We start from the raw sequence: 16,529 nt of genomic DNA on the forward strand, positions 1-16,529 counted from the left end.
TTTTATCAGAGGTTTGAAATAGATTAAGTAACTAGAGGTACCATGTCAAAAAAGCTTGTAATTTGGATAACATCCAAATTACAAGCTTTTTATTTTTTATTTAATTACTGCCACCAAATCCAAGCCCAAAGGTAACTTCTTATATTTCGAGGAGTAATGCGAATGAAGCGTTCACCGTCAAAGAAGCAATTTAAATTTGGAAGTGTTTCATCTGGATTTTCTGGAACAAAGGTGACGATGTTCTCGTTACTTGTAACGGTTACTGTAATTGGTGGATCGGTAGGCGAGACTTGAAGTTGTAACGAAATATTGGCCGTATTTTTAAACTCATTATTAACAGGTGGACTTATTACTTGTACTGTGAATAACACGATAATTGTTTCGTTTGGCTCTAAATTAGTGGCAACTAGGAAACCGATATTCGGATTCGCTAGTGGAGAGCGTTCACCGTTAATAAAGACAGTGCCGTTTATAAATTGTAAACCTGCTGGAATAGTATCTTGTAACGAAATATTTGAGAGTGAAATTTTGGAAGTATTTGTAATGCGTACCTTGTAATCAAAATATTGATTTAAATAAGCTGAGCTGACGGAAGCATTTTTCGTGACTGTTGCAGTTATAAATTGAACTGGTATACGAACAATATTTGAATTAACAATGAAAGTAATAATTGGATCCTGTGGTGTCAATTGAAAAGCAGCGGTAACTGTTGCAGAATTTATAATTGTACTGTTTGAAGGAATAGAAGTTACGAGGACTTGAAATGTTATAGTTGCTACTGTACCTGCAGATAAAGAACCAATATTAATACCAGTGTCTGGACGAACATTCGGAACGGGAGTGCCGTTAATGGTTACGCTGTTTTCTATAAATGTTGTACCAGCTGGAATTGTGTCTATAACAGAAGTACTGATTGTCGGAATTGTAGAATCATTAAATATCTCTAATGTGAATGTAATAACATCTCCTATAACGACGATAGATTTGTCTGCTGTTTTCTCAATGTTAATTATTGGCTCGATTAATGTTGTTGTAACGGTATTTGTTTGCTTTGTAATTGTAATAGGTGGTTCATCTGGATCAATGATAACGGTATAGGAAACAGTAGCATCGTTATTAATTGTAGGTTGAAGAGTAGAAGAAGATATTGTCACTTGGAACGTAATAATGACAGAGTCATTAGGAGCAAGATTTCCTAACGTAATACCATTTTCCGGATTCGCATTAGGTTGATTGATTCCATTAATCGTAACACTACCAATAACAAATGTCGTATCTGCTGGTGCTGTGTCTACTAAAAGAAGGTCTTCGATAATGATATTACCATTATTAGTAATCGTGATGGTATACGTTAAAGTTTGACCGGGTAAGGCACTTGTGAAATCAACAGCTTTTATCGCAATGACATTATCATTTTGGACAGTAGTTGTGACCGTGTTTGTTGTAGTCGTATTTGTAACAGGTACGTTATTTGGGTTGACTATATAATTAAAAGTAGTAATTGCGTTGTTGTTTAGTTCATTTGGTGTTGGAATAGAAGTCACAGTTACTTGGAATGAAACGATAGCGCCTCCACCTACAATTATAGTACCAATTGGTATGCCGCTTACTGGATTCACTCCTGGAAGAGTTTCTCCGTTTACAATGACGCTATTTTCTATAAACGTAGTACCTTGAGGAATAATATCTTGAATGATTACATCATTTACTGCAACATTACCGGTTTGATTTAGTGTAATCGTATACGTTAACGTATCACCAACCGTTGCAAATGCAAGGTCAACAGCTTTATTACTATTCAAATTTGCGTGATTAATTTCTGTTGCGGCAGCTGATGAAATAATAGTTTCGGTAATAGGTGGTCGATCTGGTACCGTGTATTCATATTTAATTGTACTCGTGTTAGAGATTGGATTTGTTTGTGGAATCGAAGTAACCCGTACTTGGAATAGAATAGTTGCTGTCGTATTAGGTGGAATGGTATCAATTTGTATACCGTTAAGAGGGTTGTCATTTGGCCGAGCGTTGCCGTTCACGATAACACTATTCTCTATAAAGCTCGTATTTACTGGGATGATATCTGTAGCAATAATGTTTTCTACTTGTATATTCCCATTGTTTGTAATGGAAATGGTATAAGGGATAATAGTTTGTAGGTCAGCATATTGGATAGGCGTTGTTTTTGTCGCAATTACATTAGCAGAAATAACTTCAGTGGAGGTAATATTGCTAGTCGATATTTGTTCTTCCACGTTTATTGTATAACGAGAAGTTGATTGATTTTGAACATGGCCGCTAGCAGGAAGAGCTACGACGGTAACAGAAAATGTGACTGGGATAGAAATGTTAGGAGCAATCGTTCCTACAAGTATACCTACACTTGGATTGGCGTTAAGCTGCGGAATGTTATTTACTAAAACGCTACCGTCAATAAAGGTTGTTCCATCAGGTATATTGTCTGTAAATACAACAGCAGTGGCATCCGTATTCCCTGTATTCGTTAAAGTTGTTGTATAAGTTAAAATGTCACCAATCGTTACAGAGGTTAAATCAACAGTTTTAAGTGAAACGATGTCAGCATCATTAATTTGAACAAAAGTAGTATTGGAAGTAGTAGATTTTTGAATTGGTGCAAAGTCAGGATTGAAAATAAAGTCGTAGACGATGTTTGCAGTATTAGGTGTTGGATTTACAGTAGGTAAATTCGTAACGGAAACTTGGAATGTTATTGTAGTCATTTGACCTGCTGCGACATTAGGAATGGAAAAGCCGATATTCGGATCTGCTGCAGGAAGTACAGTATTATTAACTATTACACTTCCTGGAATAAATACTGTTCCATCCTCTATCGTATCTGTAAAAAAGATGGAGTTAGTTGTAGTGGATCCGTTATTTTGAATGAGTACTGTATATTCAATGGTTTCATCAATATTAGCTAATACTGTATTAGTGGATTTTGTAGCGATAAGAATGGCATCAATAAATTGTATATTTGTAGTATTGGAAGATGTCGTTTCTGAAATTGGTGGTAAGCTTGGGTCTGGCTGATACTCATAGTGGATGACGGCGATATTATTAATGTTATTTTGAGAAGGTGCAGAGACTACATTTACTTGGAATGTAACGATAATTGTATTGTTTGGAAGGATAATATCAAGGGTGATTCCGGTAATTGGATTTTCGTTAGGTCTCGGTATGCCATCTACAAGGATACTATTTGGAACGAATGTGGTGCCAGCTGCAATTGCGTCAATTAGGAGAGTATTTGTAATAGGTACTGTACCAGCATTTGTAACTGCGACTGTATATGTGATGATTTGCCCGATGCGTGTAATGGATCTATTGGCGGATTTAATTGCACTGACATTTGCAGTCCGCACTTCCGTGTTTACTGCATTTGATAACGATCTACGCTGAATAATGGGAGAACTAGGATCAATTTGGTATTCATACGAAGTGTCTGAAATGTTAATGACTGTATTATTCTCTGGTATACTTGTAAGTTGTACTTGGAATGAAATAGTGACTGTTTCATTTGGTTGTATCGTGCCAAGAGTTATGCCATTTTCAGGGTTCGCACCAGGCTGAATGACATTATTTATTGATAAGCTATCTTCAATGAATATCGTACCTTCTGGAATGTTATCAATGAACACGGTATTGTTAGCCGGAACGGTTCCTATATTTTGTAGTGTATTTGTGTAGGTAATCATTTGCCCGATTGATATGAAATTTACATCCGCGCTTTTAACAGAAATAATATTTGCATTTTGAAGTGATGTTGTAACGATATTAGAAGTTGCAGAGCGATTCACTGGTGGAGCTGTAGGAATACTTACATATTGGTACGTTGCTGAAGATTGATTTATAATTTCGGTTTCAGTAGGTGGGTTATTTGTTTGTACTTGAAATAGTATCGTTTTGGAACTATTTGGTGGAATCGTTCCAATTGGTATTCCGTTTTCTGGATTTACACCTGGCTGTAGAGCACCGTTAATTGTGACACTATCGGGAACGAATGTAGTCCCAGTTGGAATAGAATCTGTGAAAATAATATTGATTGCATCAACATTTCCAGTATTTTTCACTTCAGAAATATAAAGTATAGTTCCGCCGATATCTACAGTTATTGGATTGGACGTTTTTGTAATTGTCAATTGTGCTTGCACGAAATTTGTAATGACAATATTACTTGTAGATGTTTCAGTAATAGGCGGTTGCCCTGGATCTGGTTGGATTGTATAGGTTGTATTGGATTGATTTGTAATCGATTGTTGCGAGAATGGATCGTTAATAAGAATTTGGAACGAAATAAGGTGAATAGCGTTTGCTGCTAGGTTAGGCAAAGTAACACCTACATTTGGATTTGCACCAAGTATAGCTGTTCCGTTAAGTGTAAAACTATTCTCTACGAATGTAGTCCCTTCTGGAATCGTATCAGAAAATATGAGATTAGTAGCTGGAATATTTCCGGTATTTTCAAGCGTTATCGTATAGGTCAAAATATCCCCTGTTGTTGCTTGTTGTGCATTGACTGCTTTTAAAGAAAGGATATTTGCATCCGAAATTTGTGTGAAGGCTGGATTAGACGTAATTTTTCGAGAGATGATAGGAGCGTTTGGATCGGCGATAAAAGTATAGTCAATACGGGCTATATTAGAAATTGGATTCACGCTTGGAATGGATTGAACGATAACTTGGAATGTGACGGTGACGATTTCTGAAGGTGCAATGGAGTTTAATGAGATCCCTACGTTTGGATCGGCACCTGGAGCTGAAACGCCATTAATGTTCACGCTATTCGGAATAAATGCAGTTCCTTCTGGGACCGAATCTGTTAAAGTAACTGTATTTGCAGTAGTATTTCCGCTATTTTGAACGACTACAGTGTAAGTGATTGTACCGTCAGTGGACTGTACGAGAGAATCAGTATTTTTAATTACAGATAGCGATGCATCAACAACAGCTGTAGTAACCGTATTAGATGAAGATGTTGCTGTAACAGGAGGTTGACTTGGATCGACAATATACGTGTAACTTGTAAGTGCTTGATTTATAATTGCTCCTTGTGGTGGAATAGAACTTGCAAGAAATTGGAACGTAATAGTAGCGGAATCACTTGGTGCGATAATACCAACGGGAATACCGAGAGTTGGACTTGCATCTGGAAGTGAAATCCCGTTAAGCGTGACACTATTTGGAACAAATAATGCCCCTTCAGGAACGCCGTTAATGAGTAATACAGAATTTGCTGGGAAGTTTCCAGTGTTTGTTAATGTTGCAGTGTACGTAATTATATCTCCAATAGATACGATTGTTCGATTTGCTTCTAAAACAGTTGTAACAGTAGCGTTATTAATTTGTGTGGAAGCACTATTAGAATTTATTGTGCCTGTAACAGGAGGAGCTGTCGGATCAACGATGAATGCGAATTGAATAGATGCAACGTTTGTAATTGGATTTGCAGGTGGAGTAGAGGTAACTATGACTTGGAAAGTAACAGGTAAGGAACTACCCGCGCTAACGGTTCCGATATTAACCCCGTTATTTGGATTTGCACCTGGAATGGTACTTCCATTTACAGTAAAACTATTTTCAACAAAAGTCGTTCCTGCTGGAATGAGGTCTGAGAAATTTACATTCGTAGCGTTTGTATTGCCGCTATTTTGAATTAAAACTGTATAAGTGATTGTGTCTCCGATGTTTGCAAAGGCAGTATTAGCGGTTTTTACAGCTGAAAGTATTGCTGAATTAATAGAAGTAACGAAGACGTTCGTTTCCACATTGCCAGGCTGAGCCTCTAATGCATTGCCTACGTTATATTGGAAGTTCACAAATCCTAAGTTTTGGAGTTCAGGAGTGAACGTAGTTGGATTGCCTACAATTTGTACTTGGAATACGATTGTTACAGTTTGATTTGGAATGATCGTATTTATGCCAACACCGTCAATGATAGAAGCGGATGGTAACGGAGTACCATCAACAATAACTGATCCTGCAACAAATTGTGTCCATGTTGGTAAAGGGTCTGAGAAAATAGCATTATTAGCTGGAATATTTCCTGTATTCGTAATTGTAGTTGTATACGTAATTGTATCACCAATCGTTGCAAATGCTTTATCCCCTATTTTAATCGTGTTTAAAATAGCACTTTCAATTTTTGTTGTAACGTTGTTAGAAGGAATATTCTTTGAAATTGGTGGATTAGCTGGATTAACGATATGTTGAAAGCTAACGCTAGCTTGATTCGTAATTGGGTTAATAGGCGGAATTTCATTGGCATTAATATGAAATGCTACGATGACAGACTGGTTTGGCGCGATATCACCAATTGGAACGCCTGTAATTAGGTCTGCATTTGGGATGGTAGTTCCGTTAAGTGTAAAACTATTCGGTTCAAAGGAAGTTCCGTCTGGAATTAGGTCGGTAAAAATAACATTTGTCGCACTAACATTTCCGATATTTGTAATCGTAACGGAGTAGATAATATCTTGCCCGATATCTACCGTAGATACATTTGAATTTTTTTGTGCAGTAAGGATAGCGCTATTAATTTGTGTAGTCGTCGTATTAGATTGATTGGAATTTGTAAGAGATGGCTGGCTAGGATCAACAACATAATGATATGTGATAGAAGCAGAATTGGAAATTGGATTAAGTGTAGGAAGTGTAGTGACAGTTGCTTGGAATGTGACGATTGCCGTATTACCACCATTAATGGAACCGATATTTACACCAGTAGATAAATCCGCGTTTGGAATAATTTGACCATTAACTGTGAAACTGTTTGGAACGAAACTTAAGTTACTATCAAGAATATCGATAACGGTAACATCAGTTGCAGCTACATTCCCGGTATTAGGAAGGTTAAGTGTAAATGTTATTGTATTACCAACATCGGCAAAAGTAAGATTTACTGTTTTTGTACTAATAATAGTTGCATTGTTTATTTGAAGAAGCGTCGTGTTAGAATTAGCTGTACTTGAAACGGGAGGATTAACAGGATCAACAGTAAACTCATACGTCGTTGCTGCTGTATTTGGTGCAGGATTAATAGGTGGGATACTGTTAACCGTAACTTGAAATACGATACTATATATTTCATTTGGTGGAAGTGTTGCAAGTAATACACCTGTATTTGGATTCGCGTCAGGTTGTAAAACACCATCAACAGTTAATGTGTTAGGAACAAATGTGAGTCCACTTGGTAATGCATCTGTAAATACTATATTAGTTGCATCCGTATTTCCTATATTCGAAATAGAAGTAGTATAAAAAGCAGTTTGCCCAATATCTGCAAAGGAGACACTTTCATTTTTCGTCATGGATAATATAGCTTCTTTAATTAGCGTTGAAACGGGATTACTAATTGAAGTTTCTGCATCAGGCGGTGAGACTAATTGATAAGATGTTGATGAGAAATTTACAATTGGGTTTTCGGTTGGTAATGAGGTTACGTTTACTTGGAAAGAAACATTTACTGTAGACCCAGCTGTTATAGGCCCAATATTTACACCGTTTGTTGGATCCGCCCCACTTTGAGGAACGCCATTAATAGAAAATGTGTTTGCAATAAATGCTGTTCCACTCGGCACGGTATCTGTGAATATAACATTTTGTGCAGATGAATTTCCGTTGTTTGTTAAGGTAACAGTATAAGTGAGTGTGTCCCCGATATGACTAAATGATTTATCAACTTGTTTAGATGAAAGAATGGTAGCTGTATTAATTGTAGTGAATACTGAGTTTGAAGTAACATTTCTTGAAACAATCGGTGCATTTGGATCAGCGATAAATGTGTAAGAAGCAGTAGCGGAATTGGCAATAGGATTTTGAACAGGAGTCGAAGTAGCGGTCACTTGAAATGCTATAGATATTGAGCTATTTGGAGCAATTGCTCCAATCGTTATACCTGTATTAGGATTAAGACCAATTTGTGTGATGCCATCTATTGTAACGCTATCAGTAATAAACGTTGTACCATCTGGTATAAGGTCAGTGAACGTAATATTAGTTGCGTTTGTATTACCACTATTCGTTAAAATTGTCGTATAGGTAATGGTATCACCTAGTGTTACAAGTGTTTGATCTACCGATTTTATCATTGTTATCATAGCATCTAGTACCGGGTTTGTAACGATATTCGTTGAAGTAGAAGTTGTAATAGGAGTTCCGTTTGGATCGACAGTATAAGAATATAAAATTGTGTCATTACCCATAATTGAACTTGAAGGGGGAACAGAAAGAACATTTGCTTGGAAAGTAACGGTTACTGTTTCACCAGGAGCGATACTTGGTATAGTTACTCCAAGTGCTGGTTGCGCACCAGATTGCTGAACGCCATTTATCGTGAATGAATTTGGTATAAAGGTAGTGCTAGCTGGAATAGCGCTTGTGAAAGTAATATTCGTTGCGGCTGTATTTCCTGTATTTGTAATAGTAGTTGTATACGTAATTGTATCTCCAACTGACACTATAGATTTATCAGCACTTTTTTGGGTTGCTAAAATTGCACTATTAATAGTTGTCGAAACCGCATTAGATACATTCGTTTGTGATACGGAAGGTTGGCTAGGGTCGACCACATGTGAAAATTGCACAGAACTAGAATTAGAAATTGGATTTATACTTGGAATGTTTGTAACAAGTACGTTGAGAGTAATCACAGCCGTTCCATTTGGGTTTATATTTTCAATCTGAATCCCGTTCGCTGGATTTCCGATCTGCTGTGTACCAGAATCGTTTGTAAGAGTGCCAGATATGAATGTCGTTCCGTCAGGTAAAATATCTGTGAAAATTATATTTTGTGAAGTGACATTTCCAGGATTACTTAATGTAATCGTATAAGAAATTGTATCGCCAATTGTTGCGAAAGTTTTATCTACAGATTTAACAAGTGTAATTTCTCCGGAATTTATTTGTGTCGAAACCGGATTGGAGGTCGTACTTCTTGAAACGAGTGGTAAATTAGGTCCTGTCATAAATTGATAATCAATGGAAGCGCCATTTATAACTGGCGAGTTTGGCCCCCCAGGTCCAATTGTGAAAATTGGATTTGGAATGCTAACTACTTGCACACGGAAGGTAACGTTTGTAAAATCTCCTGCAATAATATCCCCAATCGGTATCCCATTCGTTGGATTTACCCCAGGTAATAAAACCCCGCCTACTCGAACGCTATCCTCTATAAACACTGTATTATTTGGAATTGGATCTGTAAAAATGATATTCGTAGCAGTTGTGTTTCCTATATTCTCCAATAAAACAGTATACGTTAAAAATGAATTTCCAGGTGCTACGTCAGAAAATAGTCGATCCACACTTTTCGTTGCTTGAATAATCGCTTCATTAATTTGAACTAACGTTGGATTACTTGTAGCTGTTTCTGTCACCGGCGGCTGGGTAGGGTCAACAATGATAGAGTATGTTGTACTAGATTGGTTCAATGTTGGATTTGTAGCTGGTATTGAGCCAACGATAGCTTGAAAGCTAATTGTTGTTGTTCCTCCAACTGGAATTGAGTCTAAAGAAATCCCGCTATCTGGTCTAAACCCAAGTTGTGGAATGGTATTAATTTGTACGCTATCAGGAACGAATGAAAGTTCAGGTGGTAATATATCGATAAAAACAGGTGTGTTTGCAGTAGTATTTCCGCTATTAGTGAGAGTAGTAGTATACGTAACTGTATCTCCAACAGCAGCAAAGGCATTGCTTGCAGTCTTCGTTGCGATAACGGAAGCAGAATTTACTTGTGTAAAAGTCTTATTAGACTGAACTGTTCGTGAGTCTGGCGGTTCATTTATATCTACAATAAAGCTATATTGAAGCGATGATTGGTTTGGGATTGGATTCGGATTTGGAAGCGTTGTAATATTTACTTGAAAACTGAGTGTAACCGATGCATTTGAATTCAAGTTACCAATATTGATCCCGTTTTGTGGATTTGTATTAGGGATGGTTGTTCCATTTATCTTAAAACTATTTGGAATAAACGTTGTACCATTTGGAATGACATCTGTAAAAATAACATCGCTTGCGGTAGTGTTACCGGAATTAGTAATGGTTGAAGTGAAAGTAAGTGTATCGCCAATAGTAGCAAATGTTGAATTGACGGTTTTATTTATAGATAGAGTAGCATCAACAATTGGCGTAACCGTCGTATTGGTAATTGTACTACCAACAGCAGGGGATTGGTTTGGATTTACGGTATATTCATAATTTACAAGCGCATTATTTGTTAATGTACCACTAGGTGGTATTGCTAGAATTTGTGCTTCAAAGGTAATAAATACACTATTTCCTGGCGGGAGATCTGCCAAATGAATACCAAGTGATGGATCTAATCCTGGCTGTGGAACATCATTGATAGTTACGGAGTTTTGAATAAATGAAGCCCCTGCACCAAGTCCATCTATTAAAACAGTTGCACTAGCAGGAATATTTCCTGTGTTCGTAACTGCAATCGTATAGGTAACGATATCACCAATTGCAGCTGTCGGTGTATTCACAGACTTAGTAGCGACAATAGTAGCGTTATTAATTTGAGTTGTTATTACGTTACTTAACGTATTGGCGGATGCTGGAGGTAAGTTAGGATCTACGACATACTGGTACGTTGTATTACTTTGGTTCGGGATTGGATTTGGATTCGGGATAGAATTTACTTGTACTTGGAATGAGATGATTGTATTTGCATTCGGATTTATTGGGTCGATTGCAATTCCGCTTGCTGGATTGACATTAGGCAGTGTATTCCCATTTACAGTAACACTATTAGGAATAAACGATGTTCCGTTTGGAATTACATCTGTAAATATTACATTTGATGCAAGTGTGTTCCCGTTATTCGTTAAAGTAGTCGTGTACGTAATAATATCATTTACGTTAGCAAACTGTTTATCTGCAGATTTAGTAGCGGCAATTGAGGCGTTATTAATAGTTGTCTGTACAGTGTTAGAAGCAACCATCTGCATCACAGCAGGTTTGGATGGATCATACGTATATTGGAATGTTGTGCTTGATTGATTTGTAATTGGGTTTACAGCAGGGATAGTTGGTACAAAAACTTGAAATGCAACGGTGCGTGATGAATTCGCTCCTATCGTACCAATTGAAATGCCGGTGGCAGGATTTGCGTTAGCTACAGGGACATTATTAATCGTTACAGTATTAGGAATGAAGAGGGTACCCGCTGGAATGATATCTGTAAACGTTACATTAGTAGCAGAGATATTCCCGTTATTTGTTAAAATAGTTGCATATAGTATGACATCACCAACATCAGCGAAGTTTGTGCTTGTGAGTTTTGTAGCAACAATATTAGCAGTATTAATTTGTGTCGTTACTATATTACTAGTAGCATTTCTCACAACAGCAGGTAAATTTGGATCTGCGATAAAGCTATATTGAAGTGCAGCACTGTTTTGCACTGGATTTGGTGAAGGTATCCCATTCGTACTAATTTTGAAGACAATAGTTGTAATTCCGCCTGCTGGAATTGTGCCAACTTGAAGACCGACACTTGGATCCGCACCTAGCTGTAAAGCACCGCCTATAAAAATACTATTTGGTACGAGAGTCGTACCAGGAGGTAGTATATCAGTAACGACTACATTATTTGCTGTAGTATTGCCAAGATTAGCTAAAGAAATTGTATATGTGATTGGTTGCCCGACATCGGCGATAGTTAAATCTACTTCTTTGACAATCACTACATTTGCTAAATTAATTTGTGTACTTACAGTGTTACTTACAGATGTTTCTATAGTTGGTGGATCGCCCGGATTTAGAATAAAGCTATACTGTGTACTAGATGAATTTAATGTTGGATTTTGTGTTGGTAAAGAGGTGACGGTTACTTGATAAGAGACAGTAAGTGAGCCATTAGCAGCAATGGAAGGTAGTGGAACACCTATATTTGGATCTGCGTTATTTTGGAGTACACCATTAATAAGAAAAGTGTTTGGAATAAAAGTAGTACCGTCTGGATTCGTATCTACGAAAGTAGGGCTATCAGCAGAAACACTTCCTGCATTCGTCAAAGTAACAGTATAAGTTAATATATCCCCTACGGTAGCGAACTCTCGATCCACTGTTTTGGCTGAAATGACATTTGCATCGTTTACTTGAGTAAATGTAGAGGTTGAAGTAGAGTTCTTACTTACAGGTAAAGTGTTTGGATCAACGATAAAGTTATAGGAGATGGAAGCGCTATTTGAAATAAGATTTGGATTTGGAATGCTAGTTATTACTACTTGGGATGAAGCTGTAATTGTAGTATTAGCATTGATGCTACCAATATTGATGCTAGCTGGTGTAACGCCTGGCTGAGTAACACTGTTAACTATAACGCTGTTTGGGACAAAGGCGGTTCCATTCGCAATTGAATCAGATAGTAATATATTGTTCGCTGCAACATTTCCATCGTTAGTAAGAGCAAAGGTGTAAGTTAATACATCGCCAACTTCCGCAAACGTTTTATCTACAGATTTATTAACATGGAGATTTGCTAGTCTAATTGTTGATGTAACAGAATTAGAATTTGCTGTTTTTGAAGTCGGTGGCAAACTTGGATTTACAGTGTAAATATAAGAGGCGAAAGCGTTATTAATAATAGGGTTTTGGGCAGTAATGTTAATGACTGTTACTTGAAAGGATAAGGTAAAAGTAGCTCCACCAGGAATTGTGCCGATAGGTAAAGCAACAAGAGAATCTACATTCTGCAAAACTCCGTTTAGTGTTACAGTACCAAGAGTCAATATCGTTCCGTTTGGAAGTGGATCTGTTAGTTGAACGTTATTAGCGGTTGCATTTCCACTGTTTGTAATAAGGATTGTATAACTTATCGTTTCGCCAATTGTGGCAAATTGTTTGTTAGTTGATTTTGTTAATGTTAAATTCGCATTGTTAATTTGAGTGGAAACGAGATTAGAAGAAATGTTTTTTGTAACGGGAGATTGGCTAGGGTTGACGGTATATTGATAAGAAGCGCTTGATCCGTTAGATACGACATTTGACGCGGGTATTGTGTTTACTACTACTTGAAATGCAACAGTTTTTATTGTGCCGCTTGGGATGGATCCAATGTTCACACCGCTAGCGGGATTTGCGCCCACTTGTGTCGTGCCATCTATTGTTAAACTGTTTAGAACGAAAGTTGTTCCAGTAGGAATGACATCCGTAAAAATAACATTGTTCGCATTTGTATTACCTGTACCTGTAAAGGAAACGGTGTACGTTAGTGTATCACCAATATCTGCAAAATTTTTATCTACTGCTTTTGCCATTGTTACAGTAGCGTTATTCACTTGAGTAGATACGATATTGGTCGTATCAGTCCCGCTTACTGCCGGTTGATTTGGTACAGGAGTGTATTGATAAATTGTTGTACCACTATTTAATATTGGATTTGTTTGCGGAATAGAAGGAACGAATACTTGAAATGAAATAGTAGTAGTAGAATTTGCGGCAATGGATCCAATTGATATACCATTAGCGGGATTTGCGCCAGCTTGAGTAACTCCGTTCACAGTTACACTCCCTGGAATGAAAGTAGTCCCGCTAGGAATCGGGTCCGTATATATAACATTTGTTGCAGCGATATTTCCTATATTAGCTAAGGCAATACTGTAAGTTAATGTTTCACCAATATCGGTAAAAAGTTTGTTAACTGATTTTGTTCCATTAATATCTGCCAGGTTAATTTGTGTTCCAGCAGAGTTGCTTGTTGCAAGACCGTTAAAAGTTGTTCCTCCGGCAATTGGTGTATATTGAAATGTAATATTAGCAGTGTTAGAGATAGGATTTTGACTTGGAAGAGAAACGACAGTTGCTTGGAAAGTTACTGTACGAGAAGCACCATTATTAATTGTTCCAAGAGATATACCAGCAGCTGGGTTTGCATTTGTTTGTGGTACGTTATCTACCGTTACAGTGCCAGGTATAAAGGAAGTGCCGTTAGGAAGACTGTCCATAAAAATAACGTTATTGGCGGGAAGCAGCCCGGTATTAGGGATCGTAACGGTGTAAGTGAGAACATCTCCAATTGCCGCGACGCTTTTATTCACGCTTTTCGTTGCTTGTATATTTGGTGAGTTTATATTAATTTGTAACCCGACTGTATTTAACATATATGCATCTCCGTTAGTTGTTAAACGGATTGCAGCTGAGACTTGGGAATTTGTTAAATAAGGAGAAATATCAATAGAAGTAATGTCCCAGCCTTGTCTTCCTGCGGAGATGTTTGTACCTGTAGAAGCACTTTGATTTCGGGTTCCAAATGTCCCAGTTGTATCTAAGTTTCCAGCGGCATTATTAATTTGAGAACCGAAGAAATTATTTACAGCATTATTTGGCCCAGATAAAGCATTTAATGAACTGAAATTTGGTCCGAATAGAGCCTGATCCCCAATTAAATCAGCATCTCCTTCAGTAGAACTTAAAAATAATCTCCCGCTTACAGGCCCTCCTGAAGGTGTTAAAAATCCTGAAACAGCTACATCTGCACTACCAGTATCAGCAGAAACACGATTACCAGCTACATAAATGGTTAAGTTTCTTGCAGGTAATGTCCCGTTTTGATAAGCGACGATAAGCGTCCATCCAGAAGAATTGATAGCTCCGTTAGAAGCATCTAAAGGATCAACGAGTCCAGGGACAGAACCGGTTGTATAAGAGCCTGATCCTCCAGCTTGAACGAGGGAAGTTACATCTGCGGATCGTGTATAGAATCCAAATGTGACAGAACCAGAAACGAATGTTTGATTAGAAGCTGTAACTGCTGAAGGGGTAATTGAGTATGTTGACACAGGTGTTGTAAAAGAAACAGGGTTGCCTAATACACTCGTAATATTTTGATCACGAGATAAGTAGTTTCCGCCCCAAACGAGTTCTGCGTAAAGAATCGTACTACCAGCAGGGATATTTAAAATAGCAGTAGAACTATTTTGTGTATAGTTTAACGTTGTACCAGCAGGAAAAGTAGGTACTTGTAAAGCAGTATTCGTAGTTACGAATGCACCAATTGCCCCGATAGTACCAGCACGGTTTTGGTTACTAATTTTACTTAAACCTAGTGTGTTCCCTGTAATCGCAAGTGCCCCGTTAGTGGTGGTAGAAAATCTATTTGTAATGGGCATTTTTTCACCTCATTTGCATATAGTTTTGGTCAAAATACGATATGCATATAAACAATCAAAAGGAACATGTATAATTGAACTATAAATTCCTTCCTTAATCATTGGAAGGAATTTATAGTAACAAGGGGCTATTTTAAACCGGTTAATATTAACATTAAAGGAAATCCCAGGGACACAAGCGTTGATTTATAAAACTGCATTTGTTTCTCTACTTTGTTTATTTTGACTTTTGGATAGCACCACATGCCCATCAACTTAAGAATTTAGAATTACCCCAAAATGAAAAAATAAGATTTTTGTTGCTTGATAGCGGTGTGTCTGTAGCCCTAAAAGGGGTATTTAATTCTTAGAATATAATTATTACATTATCGCATATAGTAAAACATATATTTAATAATGAGGAACAGGACTAATACCTTAGCTAAATTTAAATGATTCGTACTATATCTATCAAGAAAAACTTATTCAAGATTAATTAAAATTCAATTATCTGAGCTTTTTTCAAATTAGCAAACCATTCACCTATTATATCGTTATGATGCTTAATAATTTGGGATGCCGATAATAATGTAGTGTCATATGTACTATGCCCATCTTCAACAAGAGTAACATTATACCCTAAGCTATATGCACGTCGACACGTCGCGTCTATACATATTTCAGACTGAACGCCTGTAATCACAATGTGTTCGATGTCCCTTTTATTCAATTCTTGTTGAAGACTTGTTTCATGAATTGCCCATTCGGGATTTCCACGCTCTAATAAAGAGCCTGTTTTCCCATTAAACTTCATGTAAAAAATAGGCGCTTGAACAGTACGAGCTTTATGGATTAACAATTGAATGTTTTTTAATAATTCAATTCCTTTATATAGCATTCTTTCTTCTTTAAATGAACCCACTTGTACATCTATAATAAGCAATGCTGCATAGCCTTTTATCATAAACGACCACCTCACATTTTGATTAAAATCATACAAGTAAAATATGTATAAAATAAGTATCCATTTTTAAAGTATCCAAAATGGATAGAGAATATAAATATGTGGAATCATGAATTTTTTTATCTTCAAGCTAGAAATGAATACATTAATAATGTTTGTATTGCTTAATGTAGCCTAGAGGTATTTGAATGTAGTGAAATTCGCACGTACAGTGTTAAGTGGGGCAAAAGATGGAGATAACTTCAAAGTCTTACCTATCGCAACGATGGGGATGAAGAATGACGATAAATAGAACCTGTTGTTTATAACAGGTTCTAATCAGAGTTATAGGCTCAATTACAGGAACTACAGATCTACTGGGGGGTAGTGTAATTCCTGGTTAAAATTAAGATATGTTAAAAAATTTTAAATATGATTAATCAAATGATAACTAAACAAAATCGTTATTT

Annotated in this window: 2 protein-coding genes; both read right to left on the reverse strand. The window is 37.0% G+C overall.

Annotation, left to right across the window (positions count from 1 at the left end; all coding sequences use genetic code 11):
- Positions 1 to 104: 104 nt before the first annotated feature.
- Positions 105 to 15,137 (reverse strand): DUF7507 domain-containing protein, encoded by a 15,033-nt coding sequence (locus tag BC_RS13200; RefSeq protein WP_001123142.1) that lies wholly within the window; start codon positions 15,135 to 15,137, stop codon positions 105 to 107.
- 475 nt (positions 15,138 to 15,612) lie between these two features.
- Positions 15,613 to 16,080, reverse strand: a complete 468-nt coding sequence (locus tag BC_RS13205; RefSeq protein ID WP_000589749.1) for an isochorismatase family protein — start codon at positions 16,078 to 16,080, stop codon at positions 15,613 to 15,615.
- Positions 16,081 to 16,529 lie beyond the last annotated feature (449 nt).

This window comes from Bacillus cereus ATCC 14579 (genome assembly GCF_000007825.1).
GTDB lineage: Bacteria > Bacillota > Bacilli > Bacillales > Bacillaceae_G > Bacillus_A > Bacillus_A cereus.

What these genes read in the sequence shown, in the direction of transcription:
- BC_RS13205 (WP_000589749.1), bottom strand. Translation starts at nt 16,080, where the DNA reads ATGATAAAAGGCTATGCAGCATTGCTTATTATAGATGTACAAGTGGGT.
- BC_RS13200 (WP_001123142.1), bottom strand. Translation starts at nt 15,137, where the DNA reads ATGCCCATTACAAATAGATTTTCTACCACCACTAACGGGGCACTTGCG.